Annotated in this window: 24 protein-coding genes; 13 read left to right on the top strand and 11 right to left on the bottom strand. The window is 64.3% G+C overall.

Translation table 11 applies throughout. From position 1 onward, the window contains the following. Positions 1 to 348 (bottom strand): hypothetical protein, encoded by a 348-nt coding sequence (locus tag EPD66_RS14385; RefSeq protein ID WP_142849205.1) that lies wholly within the window; start codon positions 346 to 348, stop codon positions 1 to 3. Positions 349 to 564: 216 nt separating this feature from the next. Between EPD66_RS14385 and cobM the strand changes: the two genes are divergently transcribed. Next, positions 565 to 1,332, top strand: a complete 768-nt coding sequence (gene cobM / locus EPD66_RS14380) for a precorrin-4 C(11)-methyltransferase (protein ID WP_142849204.1) — start codon at positions 565 to 567, stop codon at positions 1,330 to 1,332. A gap of 44 nt (positions 1,333 to 1,376) precedes the next feature. Here the strand turns inward: cobM and EPD66_RS14375 are convergent, their stop codons facing one another. Further along, positions 1,377 to 2,033: a response regulator transcription factor gene (locus EPD66_RS14375; protein ID WP_142849203.1), complete on the bottom strand. Its 657-nt coding sequence runs from the start codon at positions 2,031 to 2,033 to the stop codon at positions 1,377 to 1,379. 125 nt (positions 2,034 to 2,158) lie between these two features. Here EPD66_RS14375 and ribA point away from each other — a divergent pair, with 125 nt between their 5' ends. From ribA to EPD66_RS14360, 3 genes are all read left to right on the top strand, one after another. Continuing rightward, positions 2,159 to 3,292 (top strand): GTP cyclohydrolase II, encoded by a 1,134-nt coding sequence (ribA, locus tag EPD66_RS14370; RefSeq protein WP_142849202.1) that lies wholly within the window; start codon positions 2,159 to 2,161, stop codon positions 3,290 to 3,292. A gap of 130 nt (positions 3,293 to 3,422) precedes the next feature. Next, the gene (locus EPD66_RS14365; protein ID WP_142849201.1) at positions 3,423 to 4,400 is read left to right on the top strand and encodes a hypothetical protein; all 978 of its coding nucleotides are present in this window, start codon (positions 3,423 to 3,425) and stop codon (positions 4,398 to 4,400) included. After that, complete coding sequence (locus EPD66_RS14360; RefSeq protein ID WP_142849200.1) at positions 4,381 to 4,893, top strand: L,D-transpeptidase; 513 nt, start codon at positions 4,381 to 4,383, stop codon at positions 4,891 to 4,893. Before EPD66_RS14365 ends, EPD66_RS14360 begins: the two co-directional genes overlap by 20 nt. A gap of 383 nt (positions 4,894 to 5,276) precedes the next feature. On the opposite strand, the gene EPD66_RS14355 is transcribed toward EPD66_RS14360, so the two are convergent. Further along, complete coding sequence (locus EPD66_RS14355; protein ID WP_142849199.1) at positions 5,277 to 5,963, bottom strand: YggS family pyridoxal phosphate-dependent enzyme; 687 nt, start codon at positions 5,961 to 5,963, stop codon at positions 5,277 to 5,279. Positions 5,964 to 5,990: 27 nt separating this feature from the next. Between EPD66_RS14355 and EPD66_RS14350 the strand changes: the two genes are divergently transcribed. Together EPD66_RS14350 and EPD66_RS14345 are read left to right on the top strand one after the other, a co-directional pair. Then, positions 5,991 to 6,617 carry a thiamine phosphate synthase gene (locus EPD66_RS14350; protein WP_142849198.1) on the top strand — a complete coding sequence of 209 codons (627 nt, stop codon included), beginning with the start codon at positions 5,991 to 5,993 and terminating at the stop codon, positions 6,615 to 6,617. Positions 6,618 to 6,731: 114 nt separating this feature from the next. Continuing rightward, entirely contained in the window at positions 6,732 to 7,466 is a 735-nt protein-coding gene (locus EPD66_RS14345; protein ID WP_142849197.1) for a TorF family putative porin, read from the top strand. 269 nt (positions 7,467 to 7,735) lie between these two features. On the opposite strand, the gene EPD66_RS14340 is transcribed toward EPD66_RS14345, so the two are convergent. Next, positions 7,736 to 8,818, bottom strand: coding sequence for a porin (locus tag EPD66_RS14340; protein ID WP_142849196.1), 1,083 nt, complete (start codon positions 8,816 to 8,818; stop codon positions 7,736 to 7,738). 281 nt (positions 8,819 to 9,099) lie between these two features. Here EPD66_RS14340 and EPD66_RS14335 point away from each other — a divergent pair, with 281 nt between their 5' ends. The 4 genes from EPD66_RS14335 (at position 9,100) to holA (ending at position 13,920) form a co-directional block, all read left to right on the top strand. Further along, positions 9,100 to 9,627, top strand: coding sequence for a DUF3576 domain-containing protein (locus EPD66_RS14335; protein WP_142849195.1), 528 nt, complete (start codon positions 9,100 to 9,102; stop codon positions 9,625 to 9,627). Between the two features lie 156 nt (positions 9,628 to 9,783). After that, complete coding sequence (gene leuS / locus EPD66_RS14330; RefSeq protein ID WP_142849194.1) at positions 9,784 to 12,354, top strand: leucine--tRNA ligase; 2,571 nt, start codon at positions 9,784 to 9,786, stop codon at positions 12,352 to 12,354. Continuing rightward, positions 12,341 to 12,868, top strand: coding sequence for an LPS assembly lipoprotein LptE (lptE, locus tag EPD66_RS14325; protein WP_142849193.1), 528 nt, complete (start codon positions 12,341 to 12,343; stop codon positions 12,866 to 12,868). Before leuS ends, lptE begins: the two co-directional genes overlap by 14 nt. A 17-nt stretch (positions 12,869 to 12,885) precedes the next feature. Continuing rightward, positions 12,886 to 13,920, top strand: a complete 1,035-nt coding sequence (holA, locus tag EPD66_RS14320; RefSeq protein WP_142849192.1) for a DNA polymerase III subunit delta — start codon at positions 12,886 to 12,888, stop codon at positions 13,918 to 13,920. Positions 13,921 to 14,060: 140 nt separating this feature from the next. On the opposite strand, the gene EPD66_RS14315 is transcribed toward holA, so the two are convergent. The 7 genes from EPD66_RS14315 to EPD66_RS14285 form a co-directional block, all read right to left on the bottom strand. After that, entirely contained in the window at positions 14,061 to 15,038 is a 978-nt protein-coding gene (locus EPD66_RS14315; RefSeq protein ID WP_142849191.1) for a ParB/RepB/Spo0J family partition protein, read from the bottom strand. Continuing rightward, a complete protein-coding gene (locus EPD66_RS14310) occupies positions 15,035 to 15,841 on the bottom strand; it encodes a ParA family protein (protein ID WP_255448502.1) in 807 nt (268 codons plus the stop codon). The genes EPD66_RS14315 and EPD66_RS14310 overlap by 4 nt, the downstream gene beginning before the upstream one ends. Beyond that, a complete protein-coding gene (gene rsmG / locus EPD66_RS14305; RefSeq protein ID WP_142849190.1) occupies positions 15,834 to 16,439 on the bottom strand; it encodes a 16S rRNA (guanine(527)-N(7))-methyltransferase RsmG in 606 nt (201 codons plus the stop codon). The genes EPD66_RS14310 and rsmG overlap by 8 nt, the downstream gene beginning before the upstream one ends. Before the next feature lie 169 nt (positions 16,440 to 16,608). Next, positions 16,609 to 18,480: a tRNA uridine-5-carboxymethylaminomethyl(34) synthesis enzyme MnmG gene (gene mnmG / locus EPD66_RS14300; RefSeq protein ID WP_142849189.1), complete on the bottom strand. Its 1,872-nt coding sequence runs from the start codon at positions 18,478 to 18,480 to the stop codon at positions 16,609 to 16,611. 33 nt (positions 18,481 to 18,513) lie between these two features. Further along, entirely contained in the window at positions 18,514 to 19,842 is a 1,329-nt protein-coding gene (mnmE, locus tag EPD66_RS14295) for a tRNA uridine-5-carboxymethylaminomethyl(34) synthesis GTPase MnmE (protein ID WP_142849188.1), read from the bottom strand. Between the two features lie 6 nt (positions 19,843 to 19,848). Next, positions 19,849 to 20,196 (bottom strand): ferredoxin, encoded by a 348-nt coding sequence (locus EPD66_RS14290; RefSeq protein WP_142849187.1) that lies wholly within the window; start codon positions 20,194 to 20,196, stop codon positions 19,849 to 19,851. An 8-nt stretch (positions 20,197 to 20,204) separates the two neighbouring features. Further along, positions 20,205 to 20,459 (bottom strand): DUF6489 family protein, encoded by a 255-nt coding sequence (locus EPD66_RS14285; protein WP_142849186.1) that lies wholly within the window; start codon positions 20,457 to 20,459, stop codon positions 20,205 to 20,207. A 93-nt stretch (positions 20,460 to 20,552) separates the two neighbouring features. Between EPD66_RS14285 and EPD66_RS14280 the strand changes: the two genes are divergently transcribed. The 3 genes from EPD66_RS14280 to EPD66_RS14270 all read left to right on the top strand — a co-directional run bounded on the left by EPD66_RS14280 (position 20,553) and on the right by EPD66_RS14270 (position 24,170). Beyond that, positions 20,553 to 22,577, top strand: coding sequence for a thioredoxin domain-containing protein (locus EPD66_RS14280; protein ID WP_142849185.1), 2,025 nt, complete (start codon positions 20,553 to 20,555; stop codon positions 22,575 to 22,577). 110 nt (positions 22,578 to 22,687) lie between these two features. Then, positions 22,688 to 23,167, top strand: a complete 480-nt coding sequence (locus tag EPD66_RS14275; protein ID WP_142849184.1) for a methylated-DNA--[protein]-cysteine S-methyltransferase — start codon at positions 22,688 to 22,690, stop codon at positions 23,165 to 23,167. A gap of 25 nt (positions 23,168 to 23,192) precedes the next feature. Continuing rightward, a complete protein-coding gene (locus EPD66_RS14270; RefSeq protein WP_142849183.1) occupies positions 23,193 to 24,170 on the top strand; it encodes a quinone oxidoreductase in 978 nt (325 codons plus the stop codon). Positions 24,171 to 24,241: the final 71 nt, after the last annotated feature.

Raw genomic sequence — 24,241 nt, 5'->3', positions numbered from 1 at the left:
TCATTGGGGCGGGCCACCTTCCGCGGCTTCTTCTCCCCCGAGGCCCCCCATGCCGCCCAGTTCGGGCGCGGCGCCGGCGACCTGCTGGGCCGGAGCGCAGAGAGCGCTGACCGTATCCACGGCCACCGGGTTGACCCGGCAGACCATCACCTCGCCGGTCTGGCGGTTGATGCGCCAGGCGGTATCACGGTCGCCCGCGACGATGTCGAATGTTCCATTCTGCTGGCCGGTCTGTTGCTGCCCAGCCTGGGGCTGCGCGGCCTGCATCTCTCCTTCCTGGGCCTGCACGGCCAAAGGAGAGGCGGCCAGCATGAACAGGCTGACGGCGAAGGTGGCGAACGCTTTCATCGGGTGTCGCTCCTTTTAATCGCGGTTCTGCCAGGAACCGGCCACATGGCGGTTCCAGAAGAGAAATGCGCACGACACCCAGTTTGTTCCGCTGTTCATAAAGCTTGTTGCGGTGCGAAAGGAGTGTTGTCCCCTGGCCTGATGGGGAAGGAGACGCTATGCTGCCGCCCAATTTCCGCTGAGTTCCCGGATTTCAGCTTTTCCAGACGGGACGACATGACCGTTCATTTCATCGGCGCCGGTCCGGGCGCCCCCGACCTGATCACCCTGCGCGGCCTCAACCTGATCCGTTCCTGCCCGGTCTGCCTCTATGCGGGCTCGCTGGTTCCGGCCGAAATCGTCGCCGCCGCCCCGGACGGGGCGCGGGTGATCGACACCGCGCCGCTGAACCTGGACGAGATCGTCGAGGAAATCCGCCAAGCCCATGCCAAGGGCCAGGATGTCGCCCGCGTCCATTCCGGCGATCCTTCCATCTATGGCGCCATCGCCGAGCAGATGCGCCGTTTGGACCAGATGGGCATTCCCTATGACGTGACGCCGGGCGTGCCCGCCTTCGCCGCCGCCGCCGCCGCCATCAACAGCGAACTCACGCTTCCCGACATCAGCCAGACCATCATCCTGACCCGCACCGCCGTGCGCGCCTCGTCCATGCCCGAAGGCGAGGATCTGGCGACCCTCGGCCGCAGCGGCGCCACGCTGGCGATCCACCTGTCGGTCAACAACCTGGCCCATGTCGTGCGGGAATTGACGCCGCTCTACGGCGAGGACTGTCCGGTGGTGGTGGCCTATCGCGCCAGTTGGCCCGACCAGATGATCCTGCGCGGCACGCTTCGCGACATCCGCGACAAGGTCAAGGCGGCCAAGCTGACCCGCACCGCCCTGATCCTGGTGGGCCGCGTGCTGGCCTCGGAGGATTTCACCGATTCCCGGCTCTATGCCGCCGATCACGACCATGTGCTGAGGCCGCGCCGGGCGGAGGGATGAGGAACGGGCGCGCTGCGCCCCTCCCTCTCAAGGACCTACCCCTTTTAATCCCGATTCTTGAGACGGTATCCGCCCCGTTCGGTGACGATCAGGCCGGGATCGCCGCCCGCCGCTTCGATCTTCTGGCGCAGGCGGTAGATATGGGTTCCCAAAGTGTGGGTGGCGATGCCTTCGCCATAGCCCCAGATATCGGCCAGAAGACGCTCGCGGGGGACGCTGCCCTTGGCCCGGCACAGCATGTCGAGGATCGCCACTTCCTTTTCGGTCAGGCGCACCACCCGGCCCTCGGCATCGGTCATTTCCTTGGCGGCGGGACGGCAATGCCAGGGGCCGACGGCGAAATCGGCCAGGGGCGGACGATCGAGAAGGGCCTTCAGCCGCGCCAGGACCTGCCCGACCCGCAGGGGCTTGGGCAGGCAATCGTCCACCTCGGCCGGGCTGGCCATATCGGGCGCGGCCAGCAGCAGGATCGCCGCCCTGGGCAGCGCCTGGCGCATTGCCTGCGCCGCCTCGCTTGTACTCATATCGGGCAGAGTGGCGTCCAGCAGAACGGCATCGCAGCCTTCGGCCAGCGCCAGCCCCTCGGCGCCGGAAGCGGCATGCCGGATCGTGAAGGGGCCGAATGCACCCAATTGCTCTGCCAGGGAATGGCGCAACAGGGCATCGTCTTCGATGATGAGAATCACTTTCGATTGGTCCATGACCACTTGATAGCATGAGCGCAGCCCAGGCTCCACGGCTCAGCATGGCTTTTTGAAATGCTGGCCCTTTTGCCGCAGCGGGAAAGCCGTTATCTTCCCCCTTTGTTTTACTAGGACCTTCGCCAATGATCAGGCCGCTTTCCGTCATCCCCGAATCCCTGCCCCCGGCGCCCGCGCCCCTGGTGGCGGTGGACCGTGCCTGCGGTGAAATACGCCGGGGCGGCATCGTGGTCCTGCGCGAGAAGATCGGCGGAAGCTGGGCGCTGGTCCTGGCTACCGAAGCCGCGACGGAAGACTCCCTGGCGCGGCTTGCCAGCCTGGCCGGCAGCGAAGCGGCCCTGGTCGTCACCACCCGCCGGGTGCGGGCCTTGGGCCAGGAACCCCCCGCCGCCGAAGCCGCCTTGCTGGAAGACCCCCGAGGCCTGAGCGTGAGCGAATTGCTGGCGGTCGCCGATCCCTGCGCGGACCTGCCCGTTCCCGCCGGACTGCATTTCGTCGCCGCCGTGCCGGGCGGGGCCGCCGAGGCGGCCATGCGCCTGGCCAAGATCGCCCGGCTGTTGCCTTCGGCTTTCGTCGCCCCCTGCGAAGGCGATGCCGCCGCCTTCGCCCGGCGCCATCACCTGCTTTGCGTCACCGCCGACGAGATCGCCGTCCATACCGCCATGGCGGCGGAAAGCCTGCGCCTGGTGGGCGAGGCGCGCGTGCCGCTGGTGGAGTCCGAGAATACCCGCATCCTGGCCTTCCGCCCCAGCGATGGCGGCGTCGAGCATCTGGCCATCGTCATCGGCGAGCCCGATCTGGACCGTCCCGTCCTGACCCGGCTGCATTCGGAATGCTTCACCGGCGACCTGCTGGGCTCGCTGCGTTGCGATTGCGGTGATCAGCTGCGCGGCGCCATTGCCGAAATCTCGCAGGCGGGAAGCGGCATCCTTCTCTATCTCGCCCAGGAAGGACGCGGTATCGGCCTGGTCAACAAGCTGCGCGCCTATCGCCTGCAGGATGCCGGTTTCGACACGCTGGACGCCAACGGCCAGCTGGGCTTCGACGATGACGAGCGGGTCTATCTTCCCGCCGCCCGCATGCTGCGCCTGCTGGGAGTCGAACAGGTGCGCCTGCTGACCAACAATCCGCTGAAGGTCCAGGCCCTGGCCCGCCACGGCATCGCCGTCAGCGAACGGGTGCCCCATGTCTTCCCGGCCAACGGCCATAACGAGCATTACCTGCGCACCAAGGCCACCCGCAGCGGCCATCTTTTCTAGGACGACCCGGCATATCCTGCCGGGTCGGACTCTTTTGCCGCCTCGGCCGGGATGAAAATCCTGCAATATCAAAGAGTTGGTTTTGGCCCGCCTCTTGCTTCCCTGCCTGGGACGGAAAAGGATTGAGCAGATGGCCGTTTCACCCACCGCCCCCATGCCCAACGGGCAGATCGAGCGCACGCCGAATACGGATGTCGGCCAGGCCCGTAACGTCACGGCCTTTGCCAACGGCAATGACTCGCCCAGCTTCTGGGACTTCCTCGACGTCATCAATCCGCTGCAGCATATCCCCATCGTCAACGGCATCTATCGCCACATCACCGGCGACGAGATCGGCGCCGGGGCGAAGATTGCCGGCGGCGTGCTGTTCGGCGGCGTCATCGGCCTGGGTGCCGCCGTGGTCAATCTTCTGGTCGAAGAGAATTCGGGCAAGGATATCGGCGGCCATGTCATGACCGCCTTTGGTGGCGGCAAGGATGACGCCCAGGAGGCCCCGGCTACCCAGCTGGCCGAGACCGGCGCCCAACCCGCCGAAGACATGCTGATGGACCTGCCGCAAGCCGATGTCGCGGTGGGCCAGCCGATGATCATGACGCCATCCGCCGAAGAAAGCGTGCCGAATGAGCGGATGCCGCCCATTCCCGGCCCCATCGCCACGCCCGGCCTGTTCGCCATGATGCAGAATGCCGACGAACCGGCCCCCCGTGCCGCTCCGCAGCCCGAAGCCGGGCCCGCGAAGCTGGCCGTGGCCCAGGAACCGGCCCTCCTTCGGCCGGTCCACGAGGCACGGTTCATGCCGGTTCCGGAACGGATCGGCCGCGCCGAGCCTCGTCCGGTTCCCCCGGCCCCCACTTACGGCCAGCCTCACCTGAACCGTCAGCCTTTCGTTGATCCCGTCGCCATCGAACGGGCCATGGCCGCCCAGGGCCTGAGCGACGCGAATCATCCCTTGCTGAATGTTGCCGCCCCTGCCGTCCAGCCGGCCGCGGCCGCCGTGCAGGAGCAGGTGCAGGAACAAGGCGACTGGTTCACCAACAACATGATCCAGGCCCTGGAACGTTACGATTCCAGCCGCCGTGGCCGCAACGATGACAGCGCCAATCCCTGAAATCCTCGTCTCGGCGGATAACCAGCTCCGGGCCGGAGAACTGACGCTGTCCTGCGTCCTGGGCAAGGGCGGTATCCGGCAGGACAAGCGCGAAGGCGATGGGGCCACGCCGGTGGGCAGCTTCCCCCTGCGCCGCGTTCTTTACCGCCCCGACCGCATCGCGCCGCCGCGCACGGCCCTGCCCGTCTTCCCGATTTCCCCCCGGGACGGCTGGTGCGACGATCCCGGCCATCCCGACTACAACCGTCCCGTCACCTTGCCGCACCCCGCCCGGCACGAGACATTATGGCGCGAGGATCACGTCTACGACCTGATCGTCATCCTGGGCCATAACGATGATCCGCCGGTCCCCGGGGCCGGCAGCGCCATCTTCATGCATCTCGCCCGCCCGGGCCGCGAACCCACCGAAGGCTGCGTCGCCCTCGACCTGCCCGACCTGCTGCGCCTGCTGGAACTCTGCGGACCCGAAACACGGATCACCGTGAAGGGCTGATCTTCCAGGCTTGATCGGAGAGGGATTTCATTGGGTTTTTAAAAGACACAGATAAACACAGATAAACACAGATAAACACAGATAAACACAGATAAACACAGATAATATTAATATGTTGTAGAGATAATAAGTTTCAAAAAAATAAATTAAAACATATTATCTGTGTCCATCTGTGTTTATCCTATTTCATCTGTGTATTATAATAATAATTCTTCTCCCAAAAAACCTTGGTTCCTTTTTCCGGAAACCGTCATCCCCGCGAAAGCGGGGATCCATGGACTCCCGCTTTCGCGGGAGTGACGGGGAAAAAGGATCTGCCGGCGGCCTGATGGTTTCCACCTCAAAAGGCCAAGGCACCGGGAAGACGGTTTCCGCATCCCGCTTTACCGGTAATCCCGTCCGCCGAAGACCGCCGTTCCCACGCGGACATGGGTCGCGCCGCAGGCCACGGCCTGTTCATAATCACCGCTCATTCCCATGCTCAGTACCTCCAGCCCATGGCGGGCGGCGATGTCGCGCAGCAGGGTGAAATGAGGAACGGGATCTTCCTCGGCGGGCGGAATGCACATCAGCCCGATGACGGGCAGAGCCCAGGTTTCGCGGCAGGAGCGGATGAAGGCATCGGCCTCTTCGGGCAGGATTCCGGCCTTTTGCGGCTCGGCGCCGGTATTGACCTGGATCAGGCAGGCGGGACGGCGGCCGGTCGTCGCCATCTGCCGGGCCAGGGCCTCGGCCAGGCGCGGACGGTCGAGGGTTTCGATGACATCGAAGAGGGCCACCGCCTCCTTGACCTTGTTGGTCTGCAAGGGGCCGATCAGGTGCAATTCCACCCCGGGGAAGGCGTCGCACAAGGCGGGCCATTTGCCCTGGGCTTCCTGCACCCTGTTCTCACCGAAGACCCGCTGGCCTGCTTCCAGCGCCGGGCGGATATGTTCGGCCGGCCAAGTCTTGCTGACAGCCACGAGGCTGACCGAATCGGCCGGGCGCCCGGCATCCCTGGCCGCTTGGGCGAGGCGCGAGCGGACCTCGGCAAGATTGGCGGCGACGGGATTCTGCGGACTCTCTGCCATGGGGTTTGCCTATGCTAGGGTGCGGGTATGACGCAAAAACTAGCAGAGGCCGCGCTTCGCCTCAATTCACGCTACCGCCGCCGTCACAAGGACTGCGGGTCCTTGCCCGCGATCATCCTGATGACCGATGCGGAAAGGCTACCTTGCCCGGAACAGGCCGTCGCCCACCTGCCGCCCGGCTCCTGGGTGATCCTGCGTCATTACGATGCTCCGGAACGGCGGAGCCTGGGCCGGGCACTGGCGCGGCTATGCCGGGAGAAACGGTTGTTCCTTCTGGTTGCCGGCGATGTGCGGCTTGCCGCCGAGCTCCGTGCCGACGGATTGCACCTGCCGGAGAAGATGGCGCGAGGCGCGGCTGCAAAAGCCCTGGCATGGCGGCGGTCGCGCAAGGCCCTGCTCAGTATTGCGGCCCATTCCCTGCCCGCCTTGCGCCGTGCCGCCGCGCTTCATGCCGATGCCGCGACCTTGTCGCCCGTTTTTCCCACCGCCAGCCATCCCGGCGCCCTCGGCCTGGGCGTCCGCCGCTGTGCGAGCCTGTGCCGTTCCGGTGGGATCCCGGTCTATGCCCTTGGCGGTATTCGGCACAAGAATGTCAAGCATTTGACCCGCATCGACCTCGCCGGCCTGGCCACCGTCGGCGGGTTGTCTAATTAGACGTCATTTTTGGCCCAGAAGTTGCGTATCGAACCTTGCCAACCGTCCTATAGGGGTCTTCCCAGGTGGTTGCGCATAAGAAATAGGCAATTCTTCTTGGAAGGTTCAAAAACGATGCGCAACTTTTCAGCTATCATTGCGGCAGGAACTCTCGCCGTTTCGCTGTTGCCCCTGAGCGCCCAAGCGCAGGAGGGAACCGGACCCTTTGGCGGCACCCTGTCCGCCGAGATCGGCGTGACCACCGATTACGTGTTCCGCGGTATCAGCCAGACCGACGGCGACCCGGCCCTGCAGGGCGGCGTGGAATATGCCTTCCCCGTCGGGAACATGGAAATCTATGCCGGCGTCTGGGGCAGCTCGATCAATTTCGGCGGTGACGGAGACGGCAGCCTGGAATTCGATTACCTGGCCGGCCTGCGCGGCAGCCATGCCGGACTGGACTGGGATGCCGGCATCATCCACTACACCTATCCCGGCTCGTCCAGCAGCCTGGACTATGATTTCACCGAATTCGCCCTGTCCGGCGCCTATGACCTGGGCTTCGTCGTTCCCGGCGCGGGAATCGCCTACAGCCCCGATTTCTTCGGCGGTACCGGCGATGCCTGGTATTACTACGCCACCCTGGAAGTGCCGGTGCCGCTGCCCGCGCTGGAAGCCTATGAACTGGGTGTCTATGGCCGCTTCGGCCGCCAGACGATCAAGGATGGCGACGATTACAATGAATGGCTGATCGGCATCGGCGGCAGCCTCTACGGCCTGGGCCTTGCCCTGGAATACACCGATACCGACATCTCGGGCGACGACCTCGCCGACGACCGCTTCGTCTTCACCGTCTCGGCTGCCTTCTGATAAACGGCAAACAGCGAAGGGCCCCGCAGCCCTTCAAAAGCTGAAAAAGAACCGGCCTCTTTTCATCAAGAGGCCGGTATTCTTTTAAGCCTATGAGATAATCACCAAGACACAAAGACACCAAGGCTTGATCTTCTACATAAAAGCGAAACCAGGAGGCCGAATCCGGCTTCTTGGTGCCTCCATGTCTTGGTGGTCTCTCAATCTATCCACAAACGAAAAAGGGCGCAGCTTGCGCTGCGCCCTTTCCATTCCGAGTGGAAATCCGATTAGAAGCGGATGTCCAGACCGGTGACGATGGCCCAACCTTCGTTCTGAGCACCGCCAGCACCAGCTTCTTCCCAATCAGCATGGATGAAGGAGGTACGCGAGGTGATGCCCGGGCCCATGGCGTAGGAACCGGCCAGTTCCCAGACCTTGCCGCGGTCGTCACTACCACCACCCAGATCAACACGGGAGTCGAGGTAAGCAGCGCTCACGCCGAACGGACCCATGGCGTAGCCGACACCCAGATCCCAGGACGTGATGTCGATGTTGGTGCCAGCCGGGGCATCACGCTCGGCCACATCCACATAGGAACCACCGAAGGTGAAACCGGCATAGGTCAGCTGAGTACCAACCTGCCAGCCACGCAGACCGGGAGTCGTGACGCCAGCAGTAGTCCGGCCGCCGTCGAACTGACCATAGCCGGCATCAGCCTTGATGCCGAAGCCAGCGAATTCACCGGCATAGACGGCACCGACTTCCCAAGCGTTGTGACCGGTGGTCTTATCCTGAACGATATTCTGGCTTTCGTTGCCGCCACCGGGCAGACGGATAGCATTCGGAGTGAAACCAGCAAAAGCCTGGAAACCACCGAAGGAGGGGGTCATGTACTGGACCTTACCGCCCTTACCCGAATCCCAGGAGGTACGGCCAGCCAGAATGGCGGCGTCACCGGCGGGCAGAATGATTTCGTGGGCGTCGTTGAAGCCATAGCCGACGGTCGGGGCGCGGTTGTGGCCCTTATGGGCGAAGTTCTGCACCTGACCGATTTCGAGACGGCCCAGGCCCTGGCTGGCCACGAAGGCAAAGGCTTCATCACCATTACGGTTCGCGGTGCTACGGTCGGCTTCCATCTCGAAACGCACGCCAACCTGCAGACCGTTATCCAGAGTGGTCGCACCCGAGAAGAAGATCTCGGTGTCGGACTTCTGGAAAGTCTCGTTGATATTCTCGGCGTCCTGGTCGGCATAACCGAACCACTGCTTGGTGAAGCCACCAACGGAGAGCTTGATCGGCTCGGCGGCGGAAGCGGCGCCGGCGGCCATGGCGACGACCAGAGCGGTCGAAGCGAAGAGAACCTTCTTCATTTGGTTATCCTTTCGTTGGTGTGCCCCTCCTTTGGTGGGGAGCACTATCCCAAATCTTGCGAACGACCCAGAGATTGCCGTGACTCCTCCCCAGGGTCAACGGACTCGAAGGGATGATCGTTGTAAAAACCGCGCACTGTTGCATCGAAGACACAGCCGCCTCGCGCGCGAGCGCGATCATTGTCCTTAACAAGGCAGCCCGGATCGTTTAATCATGGCCGCCATATATCTTTAGGGCCTCCTGATTCTGGCGGGATGCCTGTGGCAGCGTGGAGTAGCGTATGAAAGGCTTCGAACGTGGCGTCCGCCTGGCCCTGGGGGCCGTCGCGGCGCTGACGGTGGCGGCTTGCGGCGTACAGACCCAGCCGGTGCAATGGCCGGGCGAGGAAAACTACGGCCCCGACCGAGAAACCGTCTGGGGCGATGGCGGCGCCTTCGGCGTGTTCGGCAATCAACAGCGGCGCGCGCAAGACCAGGCGGCGGCCGGCATCGGCGTCAACAGCTTCCTGTGGCGCGCCTCGCTCGATACCATGGGATTCATGCCGCTGGCTTCGGCCGATCCTTTCGGCGGGGTCATCCTGACCGACTGGTACGCCCCGGCCGAAAGCCCCGGCGAACGCTTCAAGGCCAGCGTCTTCATCCTGGGCCGCGACCTGCGCGCCGACGGCGTGCGCGTCTCGGTCTTCCGTCAGGTACGCGATCCTTCGGGCCAATGGATGGATGCCCCGGTCGATCCCGCCATGGCCACCGACCTGGAAAACGCCATCCTGACCCGCGCGCGCCAGCTACGCAGCGACGGGACCAATTAAGCAGAAGAAAAAGTTCGCAGGGCGCTGCCCTGCACCCGCAAAGGGCCTTGGGCTCTTTGATCCCTGAAATTCACGAGGTCCAGGAGGCAAGCCTCCTGGCGGGTCTGGGCAAAGCCCAGGAAAGTTACCTTTTTATTGACCTGGGAACCGCACGAAATGTCGCGCATCGAGGACCGTTACAACGTCAAGGAAACCGAGGCCAAGTGGCAGCAGGTATGGGAGCAGCAGGATTGCTTCCGCACCCGCGACGAGGATGCTCGGCCCAAATACTATGTCCTCGAGATGTTCCCCTATCCCTCGGGCCGCATCCATATGGGGCATGTGCGCAACTACACGCTGGGCGATGTGGTCGCGCGCTACAAGCGGGCGCGCGGATTCAACGTGCTTCATCCCATGGGCTGGGACGCCTTCGGCCTGCCCGCCGAGAACGCCGCCATCCAGAACAATGTCCATCCCGCCAAATGGACGCGCGAGAACATCGCCGCCATGCGCGAGCAGCTCAAGACCATGGGCCTGTCCTATGACTGGAGCCGCGAAATCGCCACCTGCGAGCCGGATTATTACCGGCACGAACAGAAGATGTTCCTCGACTTCCTCAAGGCCGGCCTAGTCTACCGCAAGGAAAGCTGGGTCAACTGGGACCCGGTCGAGAACACCGTTCTGGCCAACGAACAGGTCATCGACGGCCGGGGCTGGCGCTCGGGCGCCCTGGTCGAGAAGCGCCAGCTGTCGCAATGGTTCCTGAAGATCACCGACTTCGCCCAGGACCTGCTGGACGGCCTGTCCACCCTGGAGCGCTGGCCCGAACGCGTGCGCCTGATGCAGGAGAATTGGATCGGCCGCTCCGAGGGCCTGCGCCTGTTCTTCGAGATCAAGGGCCGCGACGACCGCCTGGAAGTCTACACCACCCGCCCCGACACCCTGTTCGGCGCGTCCTTCTGCGCCATTGCGCCCAATCACCCGCTGGCCGCCGAATTGGCCGGGACGAATGCCGCCCTGACCGAATTCATCGCCGAATGCAACCGCATCGGCACCTCGGAAGCGGCCATCGAGACGGCCGAGAAGAAAGGCTTCGATACCGGCCTGCGCATCCGTCATCCGCTGGCCGAGGATGCGGAACTGCCGCTTTATGTGGCCAACTTCGTGCTGATGGATTACGGCACCGGCGCCATCTTCGGCTGCCCCGCCCATGACCAGCGCGACCTGGATTTCGCCCGCAAATACGACCTGCCGGTCCGCCCCGTCGTCGCCCCCGACGCCGAGAACGTGCCGGAGATCGGCAACGAAGCCTTCACCGGCGACGGCATCCTGGTCAATTCCGGCTTCCTGAACGGCAAATCCGTGGCCGAGGCCAAGGCCGCCATGATCGACCATATCGAAGGCCTGGGTATCGGCAGCCGCGCTGTCAACTGGCGCCTGCGCGACTGGGGCGTGTCGCGCCAGCGCTATTGGGGCTGCCCCATCCCCATCATCCATTGCGACGACTGCGGTATCGTTCCGGTTCCGGAACAAGACCTGCCGGTGGTCCTGCCCGAGGATGTCAGCTTCGACAAGCCGGGCAACCCGCTGGACCATCACCCGACCTGGAAGCATGTCTCTTGCCCCAAATGCGGCAAGGCCGCCCGGCGCGAGACCGATACCTTCGACACCTTCTTCGAATCCTCCTGGTATTTCGCCCGCTTCACCTCGCCGGTCGAAGACAAGGGCTTCACCCAGGAGGCGGCCAACAAATGGCTGCCGGTGGACCAGTATATCGGCGGCATCGAACATGCCGTGCTGCATCTGCTCTATTCGCGTTTCTTCACCCGCGCCCTGAAGCGCTGCGGCTATCTGAACGTGGAGGAGCCCTTCGCCGGCCTGCTCACCCAGGGCATGATCTGCCACGAGACCTACAAGGACCAGGACGGGAAATGGCTCTTCCCCGATGAGGTCACCCGCGATGCGGAGGGCCACCCGGTCCATGCCGCCAGCGGCCAGCCGGTGACCATCGGCCGCTCGGAGAAGATGAGCAAGTCGAAGAAGAATGTGGTCGATCCGGCCCATATCATCGACACCTACGGCGCCGATACCGCGCGCCTGTTCATGCTCTCCGACAGCCCGCCGGAACGCGATCTGGACTGGACCGAGGCCGGCATCGACGGTGCCTGGCGCTATGTCAACCGCCTGTGGCGCATGGTCGCCCAACCGTCCCTGGAACTGCCGCCGGTCGGCAGCGTCCAGCCCGCCAGCTTGGGCAAGGCCGCGGATAAGGTCCATCGCCTGTCGCACAAGGCCACCGTCGCCGTCGCCGAAGACCTGGAGCGTTTCCACTTCAACAAGGCCGTGGCGCGCATCCGCGAACTGACCAACGCCCTGGGCGAACTGCCCCAGGACGAGGACGGTGCCGCCTGGGTGCTGCGCGAGGGCCTGGAAACGGTGGTGCGCCTGATCGGCCCGATGATGCCGCATCTCGCGGAAGAACTCTGGTCCATGCTCGGTCACCAGACCCTGCTGGCTCAGACTCCCTGGCCCGAAGCCGATCCCGCCCTGCTGGTCGAGGACAGCGTCACCATTGCCGTCCAGGTGAACGGCAAGCTGCGCGGCACCATCGACCTGCCCAAGGACGTGGATCAGAAAACCGCCCAGGACGCCGCTCTCGCCTTGCCGGCGGTGCAGTCGGTGATCGAAGGCAAAACCCTACGCAAGGTGGTCGTCGTGCCCAATCGGATCGTGAATGTGGTGGTTTAAAGCCATAGCGGCCGCATCCGGCCTGATGCTTCTTGCCGGCTGCGGCTTCCAGCCGCTCTATGCCGAACGCTCTCAGCCGGTCGAGGTCTCGGCTGAGATGGCGCGCATTGCCGTGGCGCCCATCGCCGATCGCGCAGGGCAGCAGTTGCAGAACCTGCTGGCCGAGCGCCTTAATTCCGCCGCCCGGACTGGACCGGCGGAATATGTGCTGCAAGTTTCGCTGACGGAAGAAGAGACGGAGCTTCTGACGGCCCGTGACGCCACGGCGACGCGCAGCCGCATTGCCGTCCGCGCCAGCTATATCCTGCTGCGCGACGGCCTGGAGCTGGACCGTCAGGTCATCGAGAATGCCGGCACCTATAACTGGGTGCAGTCGAACCAGTTCTCGACGGTGATCGCCGCCCGCGATGCCCGCTCCCGCGCCTTGCAGCAGATCGCCGAGGAAATCCGCATCCGCCTCGGCCTCTATTTCCTTCGTCAGGCCGAACAGCAGCAGCAACAGCCTTCCTCGTGACGTAAAGGCCGCAGGCCGTGAAAATCGCCGCCAACAAGGCCGAGTCCTTTCTCCGCAATCCCGATCCTTCGGCCCGTGCGATCCTCGTCTACGGGCCGGATACGGGCCTGGTGCGGGAAAGGATCGACCAGATGGCGAAGTCCGTCTGCCCCGACCTGTCCGATCCTTTCCGCGTCGCCGACCTGACCCCCGCCATCCTGCGTGACGATCCCGCCCGTCTGGCCGATGAAGCCGCCGCCCTGGCGCTTACCGGCGGACGCCGGGTGGTGCGGGTGCGGGAAGCCGCGGACAGCCTGACGGCCCTGTTCAAGGGCTTCCTGGCCGATCCGGCCGGCGATGCCCTGATCCTGGTGGAAGCCGGGGAATTGGGGCCGCGTTCCACCCTGCGCAAGCTGTTCGAGGAAGCGGCCAATGCCGCCGCCCTGCCCAGCTATGCCGACGAGGGCAGCAGCCTGGACGGCGTCATCCGTGAAACGCTGAAGCGCCACGGCTTGACCATCGACCCCGATGCCCAGTCCTTCCTGGCCGATCACCTGGGCGGCGACCGCCGCCTCACGCGCGCCGAGCTGGAGAAACTGGCGCTCTACATGGGTGGGCCCGGCACGGTCACGCTGGCCGATGCCGCCGCCTGTATCGGCGACACGGCCGCCTTCGGCATGGAAGATGTCGCCATGGCCGCCGCCGAAGGCGACCAGAAGACCCTCCAGCGCCTGCTCGACCGCCTCGCCCTGGAAGGCACCTCCCCCATCGCCATCCTGCGCACGGTGACCCGGCACTTCCTGCGCCTGCATCTCGCCGCCGGTCATATGGCCAAGGGCAAGACCAGCGACCAGGCGCTGGCCAGCCTGAAACCGCCGCCGATCTTCAAGGTCGCGCCGCGCATGAAGGGACAGCTTCAGCGCTGGCCCGCCGAACGCCTGTCCACGGCCCTCGGCCTTCTCCTCAATGCCGAAATGGAATGCAAGACCACCGGCCTGCCCGCGGAAGCCCTGTGCGGACGCGTGCTGATGCAGATCGCCCGCGTGGCGGCGGCAGCAGGACAGCGGCGGTAGAGGTTCTTGGGTTCCGCCCAAACCCGCCAGGAGGCTCGGCCTCCTGGACCTCGTTTACTGCAAAGAGAGTAAGAAATTAGCCTCACCCTGAGGAGCCGCCTTGGCGGCGTCTCGAAGGGCGAGACGGGCCAAAAAGCTCTCTATTCCATATCCAGGTCGGCAGCCAGATCCTCGTCCGACAGCTCCCCGTCCTCCAGCAGGTCCTCGCCGGATTCCTTGGCCGTCACATGGCCCTGGCTGAGGCGTTTCAGGATGCTGTCGAGTTGTTCCAGGCTGCCGTAATGGATGGTTAATTCGCCGCCCTTGCCCTGGAACTTGATATCGACCTTGGTGCCCAGAAGATTGGTCAAATCGCGTTCCAGCGCCGCCGTATCCGGGTCCTTCTCCGCCGATTTGCGGGGACGGGATTTGCCGGGGCCCTTCTGCACCAGCTTTTCGGTCTGGCGCACGTTCAGGCCCTTGGCAACCACGTGGCGGGCCAGGGTGACGGCATCCTGGCTGGTCAGAAGCGCACGGGCATGACCGGCGCTGAGCTGGCCGCTTTCCACCATTTCCTTGACCGGATCGGGCAAAGCCAGCAGGCGCATGGTATTGGCGACATGGGAGCGGCTCTTGCCGACGGCACGCGCCAAATCTTCCTGGCTATGTTCGAATTCGGTCTGCAGGCGGCGGTAGCCTTCCGCTTCCTCAATGGCCGACAGGTCCTGACGCTGCAGGTTCTCGACCAGGGCCACCTCGGCGGCTTCGCGGTCCGTCAGGTCCTTGATGAGGACCGGCACCTGATGAAGCTGCGCCCGCTGAGCGGCCCGCCAGCGGCGTTCACCGGCAATGATCTCGTATTTCGCGGGATCGGCGGGATCACGCCGCACCAGGATGGGCTGGATGATCCCCTTGTCGCGGATCGATTCCACCAGGTCGGCAATGCGATCCTCGTCGAAGCGCATGCGAGGCTGGAACTTGCCGGGGCGCAGCAGCTCGATCGGCAAGGTCTGGGTCGCTTTTTCGCCCTCTTCCGACGGCGCGGAGGCCATATCAGCGGCAACGGCTGTCGGCTCCGGATCACCGAACAGGGCCGACAGGCCCCGGCCCAGGCGGCGCTTTCCGTCTTCGCTGCTCATACCTGCATGACCCCTTCCCGCTTCAGCACCTCCGTCGCGAGGTGGATATAGGCTTCAGACCCCGCGCATTTCAGGTCGTATATCAGCACCGGCTTGCCATGGGACGGCGCTTCCGAGATGCGGACATTGCGCGGAATGACGGTCTTGTAGACCTTGTCGCCGAAAAATTCACGCACATCGGCGGCCACCATGGTGGACAGGCTGTTGCGCTTGTCGAACATGGTCAGGACGATGCCCTGCAATTCCAACGAAGGATTGTAGCGCTTCTTCACCAATTCGATGGTGCGCACCAATTGGCTAACCCCTTCCAGGGCGAAGAATTCGCATTGCAGCGGCACCATCACCGCCTGCGCCGCCACCAGGGCGTTGAGCGTCAGCAGGCCCAAGGCCGGCGGGCAATCGATCAGGATGAAATCGAAATGACCGCAATGCCCGGTCAAGGCATCACGCAGCCGGCTCTCGCGGTTCTTGATATCCACCAGTTCCAGCTCGGCCCCCAGCAGGTCGACCCCTGCCGGCACCAGCGAGAGGCGCGGGATATCGGTCTCCATCACCGCGCCTTCCAAGGTCGCTTCGCCGATCAGCAGATGATAGGAGCCGACGCGGCGTGCGTCGTTGGGAATGCCCATGCCGGTGCTGGCATTGCCCTGAGGATCCAGGTCGATAACCAGAACTTTCTTGCGAGCTGCCGCCAGCGCCGTGGCGAGGTTGATGGTGGTCGTGGTCTTGCCCACCCCACCCTTCTGGTTGGCAATCGCGAGAATGCGTGGCTTCGCCGGCGCGATTGCGATTGGCTCAGGCACGAGAAACCTCTTTCAAGCGGAGAATAAGACCGGAAGGATCCGTCACGCTGGGAATCCGTTGCACCGTCATCTTCCAATCTTTAGCCGCCTGGGTCAATTCTTCCTCGCTGTTTCTGCCTTTCAGGAACAAGCATTCCGTGTCGTCCTTGAAAAGCGACTGCGCGAGTTTCAGAAGATCGGCCACCGGCGCCAAGGCCCGGGCGGTGATGCAATCAGCTTGAAGGCCTTGGACCTGCTCGATCCGCTTGTTGTGGATGGTGACTTTGGTGTCCGTCAAACGTGCCACTTCGCGCAGGAAGGCGCATTTCCTGGCATCGCTTTCCAGCAGATGGACATCGGGCACCCCCATCACCGCCAGGACCAGTCCGGGGAATCCCGCCCCGCTGCCGAGATCGGCCAAAGTCTCTGTCCCTTCCGGCAGAAGCTGATAGAGCTGCGCGGAATCGAGGATATGACGACGCCAGAGATCGGGCAGAGTCGCCGGTCCCACAAGATTGATCTTGGGCTGCCATTTCTCCAGCGTCTCGGCATAGAGACGCAGCTTGTCCAGCGTTTCACGTGAAACGCCGATCTGCGCCTGAACCTCTTCGGGCGTCATTCCCCCTCCCCTGTTTCACGTGAAACGTCATCTCGGGCTGACTAGCCGAACCTTGTTCGTCACTCCCGCGGAAGCGGGAGCCCATGACACGCAAAGAAGAAGCATCGTCTTTATGGATTCCCGCATACGCGGGAATGACGAATAAAGCATAGATTTGGCGAATAAACCCTTACTCGGCCGCGTCCATATCGCGCCGCTTGATATGCCCCAACAGCGCTGTCAGCGCCGCCGGTGTCACCCCCGGTATCCGCGACGCGGCGCCCAAGGTGGCAGGGCGTGCTGCCGACAGCTTCGCGCGGACTTCGTTGGACAGTCCGCCCACGGCGGCATAATCCAGGTCGTCCGGCAAGGCCAGGGCTTCGTCGCGGCGGAAGGCACGGATATCGGCTTCCTGCCGTTCCAGGTAACCGGCATAGCGCCCTTCGATTTCCACCTGTTCCAGCACGTCGGCGCGCAGCCCGCCGATCTCAGGCCAGATGGATGTCAGTTGCTCGACACTCATATTGGGATAGGACAGCAGGTCGAAGGCGGACCGGACCACGCCGTCCAGGTTCACGGTCAGGCCGTGCTTGCGCAATTGATTGGGCGAAGCACGCAGGGAACGCATCAGCGCCCTCCCCTGCTCCAGCGCCTCGGCCTTGGCGGTGAAGGCCTGGACCCGCTCCGCCGAGGCACAGCCCAGGGCGATGGCCTTGGGCGTCAGGCGCAAATCGGCATTGTCCGAGCGCAGCAGCAGCCGGTATTCGGCGCGCGAGGTGAACATGCGGTAAGGCTCGCTGGTCCCCAGCGTCACCAGGTCGTCGATCATCACGCCGATATAGGCATCGGCCCGGTCCAGCACGAAGGGCGCCGAGCCCGAAACCTTCAGGGCGGCATTCAGACCCGCCACCAGCCCCTGTGCGCCCGCTTCCTCGTAACCGGTGGTGCCGTTGATCTGGCCGGCGAAGAAGAGATTCGGGACGCGGCGGGTTTCCAGCGTGGGGTGAAGCTCGCGCGGATCGACGAAATCATATTCGATGGCATAGCCGGGCCGCATCATCACGGCCTTTTCCAGCCCCGGAATAGTCTTCAGCATCTCGAGCTGGACCTCCTTGGGCAGCGAGGTGGAGATGCCGTTGGGATAGACGGTATGGTCGTCCAGGCCTTCGGGTTCGAGGAAGATCTGATGGCCGTTGCGCTCGCCGAACCGCACCACCTTGTCCTCGATGGAGGGGCAATAGCGCGGCCCGACGCTTTCGATCTGGCCCGAATACATCGGCGCACGGTGCAGATTGGCGCGGATGATTTCATGCGTGGCCGGGGTGGTGCCGGTGATCCCGCATTCCACCTGCGGCGTGGTGATGCTGCGCGTCAGATAGGAGAACGGAACCGGCGGCTCGTCGCCCGGCTGCATGTCCAGGCTGGCCCAGTCGATGGTCCGGCCATCCAGTCGCGCCGGCGTGCCGGTCTTCAGACGGCCCAGCGGAAATCCCATGCGAGCGAGCGCCGCCGACAATCCCACCGAGGGCTTGTCGCCCCAGCGCCCCGCGCTTTCCGTATGCTCGCCGATATGGATCAGCCCGCGCAGGAAGGTACCGGTGGTCAGGACCACGGCCCCGCAGGCGATCTCCTCGCCCGCCGCCGTCGTGACCGCCCTCACCCGCCCTTCGGCATCGGTCAGGATATCCTCGGCGGTGGCTTCCCGGATCTCCAGGTTTTCCTGCTCGGCCAGGATAGCCTGCATGGCCTGGCGATAGAGCTTGCGGTCCGCCTGGGCGCGCGGCCCCTGCACCGCCGGGCCCTTGCTGCGGTTGAGGATGCGGAACTGGATGCCGCCGCGGTCGATGGCCCGGCCCATCACGCCATCCAGGGCATCAATCTCACGCACCAACTGCCCCTTCGCCAAGCCGCCGATGGCCGGGTTGCAGGACATCTCGCCGATGGTTTCGATGCGCTGGGTCAGAAGCAGAGTCCGCGCCCCTTGCCGGGCCGAAGCCGAAGCGGCCTCGCAGCCGGCATGGCCGCCGCCGATCACGATCACGTCATACATGGTCTTTGTCATTTTCCATGGCTGTTTCACGTGAAACAGCGCCAGTCATTTGCCGATGCAGAATTCGCGGAAGATTACGTCAAGAAGCTCTTCCACATCCACCCTGCCGGTGATGCGCCCGATGGCCCGCGCCGCCAGACGTAAATCCTCGCCCGCCAATTCCGGCATGGGCGCCTGCCTTGCCCGCTCCAGCGCCGCCAGGCATTCCTCCAGCGCCGAACGGTGCCGCGCCCTGGTCAGGACCGGCGCCGCCGAGACATCGAGCAAACGCGCCACCGTCTCCGTCAGCACCAGCAGGAAAGGATCGAGCCCCTCCCCCGTCCGCGCCGAAAGCAGGAAGCTGCGTCCCTCGGGTAGATCGGCGGGCAGCCCGCCCGTCACCAGATCGGCCTTGTTGACCACCACCAGGGCCTTGTTGTCAACCAGTTCCAACGTATGGGGGTCAAGTCGCGGCAATTGCGATCCGTCGAAAACGGCGATGACCAGATCGGCCTTCTCCGCCCGCGCCCGCGCGCGGCGGATGCCTTCGCTCTCGATCTCTTCCTCCGTCTCGCGCAGCCCCGCCGTGTCGGCCAGGACGACGGGGAAGCCGCCCAGGTCGAGATGCACCTCGATCACATCCCGCGTGGTGCCCGCCGTGGCCGAAACGATCGCCGCCTCGCGCCGGGCCAGACGGTTCAGCAGGCTCGACTTGCCGGCATTGGGCGCCCCCAGGATGGCGACTTCCAGACCGTCGCGCAGCCTTTCGCCGCGATGACCGTCGGCCAGATGGGTGCTGATTTCCCCGGCCAGATCGCCCAAGACCTTGTCGACCTGCGCGTTCAGTTCCTCGGGCAGGCCTTCCTCGGGAAAGTCGATCACCGCCTCGAAATGCGCCAGGGCGCGGACCAGGCGGGTCCGCCAGTCCTCGACGAGACGCGACAAGGCGCCATCCATCTGACGCAAGGCCTGGCGCCGCTGCGCCGAGGTCTCGGCATCGACCAGATCGGCCACCGCCTCGGCCTCGGTCAGATCCATCTTGTTGTTGAGAAAGGCGCGGCGGGAGAATTCCCCCGGCTCGGCGGGGCGCAGGCCCTGGTCCAGCAATTCCTCGGACACCGCCGCCAGGACCGCCCTGCCCCCATGCAGGTGCAGTTCCACCACATCCTCGCCGGTGAAGCTGCGCGGCGCGGGGAACCACAGGGCCAAACCGTCATCCATCAGCTCGCCCGCACTCGATGTCAGGCGCACGCGCTGGGCATAGCGCGGCTTGGGCAAGGCTTGGCCGGACAGGCGCTGCAGGACCTCCCCCGACCGGTCGCCGGACAGGCGCAGCACGGCCACACCAGCGCGCCCCGGGGCGCTGGCCAGGGCGAAAATGGTGTCGCCAGCCATTTGACCTCAGCCCTTCTTCGGGCCGTCTTCGGGACGCAGCATCAGCCGCTCCACCCGCTTGCCCTCGATCAGATGGGTCTGCAGGATCTCGTCCACGTCTTCGTCGCTGTGATAGCTGTACCAGATGCCTTCGGGATAGATGACCATCACCGGCCCCAATTCGCAGCGGTCCAGGCAACCGGCGGCATTGATGCGCACATCCTCGCCCAGGCCCAGTTCCTTGCTGCGTGCCTTGAGATAGTTGCGCAGCCCTTCCGATCCCCGCGCCGCGCAGGATCCGCGCTTATGGCCATCGGGACGGCGGTTGGTGCAGGCAAAGACGTGGATGCGGAAGTAAGGCGCCGGGTCGGCCATGGTCGTCTCTATTCCTTCTTACCGGCCTTGCCGGTGTTGTTCATGAATTGGGCCCAGAACATCTTCTGCATCTGCTCGAAGCCCTGGACGGAAGCGGGCAGCCATGTCTTGAGCATGGCCTCGGGTTCCATCGCCGCCAGATTGGCCGCCATGCGTTCCTGGATCTGCGCCAGAAGCGCATCCTGCATGGGCTTGACATCCGGAAGACCGAGAAAGGCCCGGGCCTCCTCGGGGGTGCAATCGATATCGACGGAAATCTTCATGGTCACTCCCAGTCGCAGATGAGCTTCTTGCAGGAAAGGCCCTTCGTCCCAAACTAAGCCTTCAGTCTGGTCTGCGCAACGACGGGGGCAAATATGCCAAACGCCAATATGCTGAAGAACGAGACGTCGCCCTATCTGCTGCAGCATCAGGACAATCCGGTCCATTGGCAGGCCTGGAGCGAGGAAGCGCTGAACGAGGCACGCGCGCAGAACAAGCCGGTGCTGCTGTCGGTCGGCTATGCCGCCTGCCATTGGTGTCATGTCATGGCCCATGAATCCTTCGAGGACCCGGCCACCGCCGAAGTGATGAACAAGCACTTCGTCAATATCAAGGTGGACCGCGAGGAACGCCCTGACCTCGACACCATCTACCAGACCGCTTTGGCGATGATGGGACAGCAAGGCGGATGGCCGCTGACCATGTTCCTGACTCCGGACGGCAAGCCCTTCTGGGGCGGCACCTATTTCCCGCCGGACGAACGCTATGGCCGCCCCAGCTTCCGCGATGTGCTGGCCAGCGTGTCCGAGATCTATCACAAGGAACCGCACAAGGTTGACCAGAACGTCCAGGCCCTGACCGAGGCCTTTGAAAGCCAGTCCCGCCCAAGCGAGACCATGAGCTTCGACTTCCAGCTTCTCGACAATGCCTCGCGCGAGCTGGTGCGCTTCATCGATCCGGAATGGGGCGGATTGCAGGGCGCGCCGAAATTCCCGCAGCCGACCCTGTTCGAATTCATGTGGCGCGGCTACAAGCGCACGGGCGACGAGGCGGTACGCGAAGCCGTGCGTCTGACGCTGGACCGCATGAGCGAAGGCGGCATCTACGACCATCTCGGCGGCGGCTATTGCCGCTATTCCACCGACGAGCAATGGCTGGTGCCGCATTTCGAGAAGATGCTCTACGACAACGCCCAAATGGTCGAGCTGCTGACCCTGGTCTGGCGCACCGAACCCTCCGACCTTTATCGCCGCCGCGTCGCCGAGACCTGCGAATGGGTGCTGCGCGAGATGATGGCCGAACACGGCGCCTTCGCCGCCACCCTGGATGCCGACAGCGACGGCGAGGAAGGCAAGTTCTATGTCTGGACCGAGGACGAGGTGGATTCCCTGCTCGATCCCGACGACGCCCGGCTGTTCAAGGTCTGTTACGATTTCCGCCCCGGCGGCAATTGGGAAGGCAAGACCATCCTCAACCGCAATATCGGCCAGGAATACCAGGACCGGCAGGTCGAGGAACGCTTGGCCCGCTGCCGCGAGATCCTGTTCCGCGAGCGCGAATTGCGCACTCATCCGGGCCGCGACGACAAGATCCTGGCCGATTGGAACGGCATGATGATCGCCGCCCTCGCCAATGCCGGATTCGTCTTCCGGCATCCGGCCTGGATCGCCGCGGCCGAACAGGCCTTCGCCGCCATCCGCGACCATATGAGCCTGGAAGGCGGACGCCTGGGCCATTCCTACCGTCAGGGAAGGCTGCAACAGGCCGCCATGCTCGAGGATTACGCCCAGATGGCCCGCGCCGCCGTCACCCTCTACGAGGTCACCGGCCAGACTTCCTATCTCGATCAGGCCGAGGCCTGGGTGGAGACGGCCAACAGGCATTACTGGGACAAGGAAGGCAGCGGCTATTTCATGAGCGCCGACGATGCCCCCGACGTCATCATCCGCGCCAAACCCGCCATGGATGCCGCCGTACCGTCGGGAAATGGCGTGATGGCCGAAGTCCTGGCCAAGCTGTGGCTGATCACCGGCAAGAACGTCTATCGCGATTATGCCGAAGCCACCATCGCCACCTTCTCCGGCAGGCTGCGCGACAATTTCGCCAACATGACCAGCCTGCTCAACGCCTATGAATATCTGCACCGTGCCATCCAGGTAGTGCTGGTCGGCGAACCGGACAGCCAGGACCTGCACGAGATGGACCGCGCCGTCATCGAAAGCGGCCTGACCACCTATGTCCTGTCCCATGTGAAGCCCGGCACCGCCCTGCCCGAAGGCCATCCCGCCCACGGCAAGACCGTCGGCGGCCCCGTCGCCTATGTCTGCGAAGGCTTCACCTGCCAAGCCCCGGTCCATACCGGCGAGGAATTGCGCAACGTCCTGAGGCGGGATTACTGAGGCCCGTCTCGAAGGATGATTCAACGGCTATGACAATCGGAAAGTCCCCCGACTCGAGTCAGGTTCAGCCTTTTCCGTCTCGCTGATTTTACCTTAGACTGGGCCGCATCATGACCTGGCTCAGCATGCACAGCCCCATGGGGCAGATCACCATCGCCGAAGAAGACGGCTTCCTCGTCTCGCTCGACTGGGGCGCCGCGCCACCGGGGGGAGAGGAAACGCCCCTGCTGGCCCGGGCGCGCGAGCAGCTCGACGAATATTTCGACGGCAAGCGCCAAGACTTCGACCTGCCCCTGCGGCCCCACGGCACTGCCTTCCAGAAACGGGTCTGGGAAGCCCTGACGGCCATCCCCTACGGCAGGACGCGGAGCTATGGCGAGTTGGCGACCGAATTGGGTTCCTCGCCCCGCGCCATCGGCGGCGCCTGCGGCCGCAACCCTCTTCCCATCATCATTCCCTGTCACCGGGTGCTGGGCATGGGCGGCGCCCTGGGCGGCTATTCGGCCATGGACGGCGTCGAGGCCAAACGCTACCTGCTGGGTCTGGAAGGCTGCGAGCTTCCGCTTTCCCTCAAGAAAAAGACGGCATAATACCCAAACAACATCGGAGGATTCCGTGACCAAGGCGATCCGCGTTCATCGGCATGGCGGGCCGGAAGAGTTGCGCTGGGAAGAGGTCGAGCTCGGCCAGCCCGGCCCGGGCGAGGCATTGGTGCGCCATACCGCCATCGGCCTCAACTTCATCGACGTCTATCACCGCACCGGCCTTTATTCCGTCCCCTCCCTGCCCTTCATCCCCGGCCTGGAAGGCGCCGGCGTGGTGGAAGCCGTCGGCGAGGGCGTCACCGAGGTCAAGCCGGGCGACCGGGTGGCCTATGCCGCAGTGCCCATGGGCGCCTATGCCGAAGCCCGCCTGATGCCCGCCCATCGCCTGCTGGTCCTGCCCGAGACCGTCTCCGACCAGCAGGCCCCCGCCATGATGCTGCAGGGCATGACGGTGCAATATCTGCTGCGCCGGACCTTCCGCGTGCAGGCCGGCCAGACCATCCTGATCCATGCCGCCGCCGGCGGCGTCGGGCTGATCCTCTGCCAATGGGCCAAGCATCTGGGCGCCACCGTCATCGGCACCGTGGGCAGCGCGGAAAAGGCCGAACTGGCGAAGGCCCATGGCTGTGACCATCCCATTCTCTATCGCGAGGAAGACTTCGTCGCCCGCGTCAAGGACATCACCGGCGGCCAGGGTGTCCCGGTGGTCTACGACTCGGTGGGCAAGGATACCTTCATGAAGTCGCTGGATTGCCTCCAGCCTTTGGGCATGATGGTCAGCTTCGGCCAGTCCTCGGGCTCGGTCGGCGCCTTCGACCCTGGCATTCTCTCGGCCAAGGGCTCCCTCTTCCTCACCCGCCCGGTGTTGATGACCTACACCGCCAAGCGTGAAGACCTGGTGTCCACGGCCCAGGACCTGTTCGACGTGGTCGGCAAGGGCGCGGTGAAGATCGAGGTCAACCAGACCTATGCGCTGAAAGATGCCGAACAGGCCCACCGCGACCTGGAAGGCCGCAAGACCACCGGCTCGACGGTGCTGCTGCCGTAACTGAAAGAGGCAAGGCGGAGCCCGAAGAAAATTTCATGGGCTCCGCCCAAACCCGCTGGGGCCTTGGGCCC

The organism is Telmatospirillum sp. J64-1, assembly GCF_006980715.1.
Classification (GTDB): Bacteria; Pseudomonadota; Alphaproteobacteria; order Rhodospirillales; family Magnetospirillaceae; genus Oleiliquidispirillum; species Oleiliquidispirillum nitrogeniifigens.
The sequence above is the reverse complement of the archived record's forward strand: the minus strand, read 5'-3'. Positions and strand labels throughout refer to the sequence as shown.

What these genes read in the sequence shown, in the direction of transcription:
- EPD66_RS14385 (WP_142849205.1), bottom strand. Translation starts at nt 348, where the DNA reads ATGAAAGCGTTCGCCACCTTCGCCGTCAGCCTGTTCATGCTGGCCGCC.
- cobM (WP_142849204.1), top strand. Translation starts at nt 565, where the DNA reads ATGACCGTTCATTTCATCGGCGCCGGTCCGGGCGCCCCCGACCTGATC.
- EPD66_RS14375 (WP_142849203.1), bottom strand. Translation starts at nt 2,033, where the DNA reads ATGGACCAATCGAAAGTGATTCTCATCATCGAAGACGATGCCCTGTTG.
- ribA (WP_142849202.1), top strand. Translation starts at nt 2,159, where the DNA reads ATGATCAGGCCGCTTTCCGTCATCCCCGAATCCCTGCCCCCGGCGCCC.
- EPD66_RS14365 (WP_142849201.1), top strand. Translation starts at nt 3,423, where the DNA reads ATGGCCGTTTCACCCACCGCCCCCATGCCCAACGGGCAGATCGAGCGC.
- EPD66_RS14360 (WP_142849200.1), top strand. Translation starts at nt 4,381, where the DNA reads ATGACAGCGCCAATCCCTGAAATCCTCGTCTCGGCGGATAACCAGCTC.
- EPD66_RS14355 (WP_142849199.1), bottom strand. Translation starts at nt 5,963, where the DNA reads ATGGCAGAGAGTCCGCAGAATCCCGTCGCCGCCAATCTTGCCGAGGTC.
- EPD66_RS14350 (WP_142849198.1), top strand. Translation starts at nt 5,991, where the DNA reads ATGACGCAAAAACTAGCAGAGGCCGCGCTTCGCCTCAATTCACGCTAC.
- EPD66_RS14345 (WP_142849197.1), top strand. Translation starts at nt 6,732, where the DNA reads ATGCGCAACTTTTCAGCTATCATTGCGGCAGGAACTCTCGCCGTTTCG.
- EPD66_RS14340 (WP_142849196.1), bottom strand. Translation starts at nt 8,818, where the DNA reads ATGAAGAAGGTTCTCTTCGCTTCGACCGCTCTGGTCGTCGCCATGGCC.
- EPD66_RS14335 (WP_142849195.1), top strand. Translation starts at nt 9,100, where the DNA reads ATGAAAGGCTTCGAACGTGGCGTCCGCCTGGCCCTGGGGGCCGTCGCG.
- leuS (WP_142849194.1), top strand. Translation starts at nt 9,784, where the DNA reads ATGTCGCGCATCGAGGACCGTTACAACGTCAAGGAAACCGAGGCCAAG.
- lptE (WP_142849193.1), top strand. Translation starts at nt 12,341, where the DNA reads ATGTGGTGGTTTAAAGCCATAGCGGCCGCATCCGGCCTGATGCTTCTT.
- EPD66_RS14315 (WP_142849191.1), bottom strand. Translation starts at nt 15,038, where the DNA reads ATGAGCAGCGAAGACGGAAAGCGCCGCCTGGGCCGGGGCCTGTCGGCC.
- rsmG (WP_142849190.1), bottom strand. Translation starts at nt 16,439, where the DNA reads ATGACGCCCGAAGAGGTTCAGGCGCAGATCGGCGTTTCACGTGAAACG.
- mnmG (WP_142849189.1), bottom strand. Translation starts at nt 18,480, where the DNA reads ATGACAAAGACCATGTATGACGTGATCGTGATCGGCGGCGGCCATGCC.
- mnmE (WP_142849188.1), bottom strand. Translation starts at nt 19,842, where the DNA reads ATGGCTGGCGACACCATTTTCGCCCTGGCCAGCGCCCCGGGGCGCGCT.
- EPD66_RS14290 (WP_142849187.1), bottom strand. Translation starts at nt 20,196, where the DNA reads ATGGCCGACCCGGCGCCTTACTTCCGCATCCACGTCTTTGCCTGCACC.
- EPD66_RS14285 (WP_142849186.1), bottom strand. Translation starts at nt 20,459, where the DNA reads ATGAAGATTTCCGTCGATATCGATTGCACCCCCGAGGAGGCCCGGGCC.
- EPD66_RS14280 (WP_142849185.1), top strand. Translation starts at nt 20,553, where the DNA reads ATGCCAAACGCCAATATGCTGAAGAACGAGACGTCGCCCTATCTGCTG.
- EPD66_RS14275 (WP_142849184.1), top strand. Translation starts at nt 22,688, where the DNA reads ATGACCTGGCTCAGCATGCACAGCCCCATGGGGCAGATCACCATCGCC.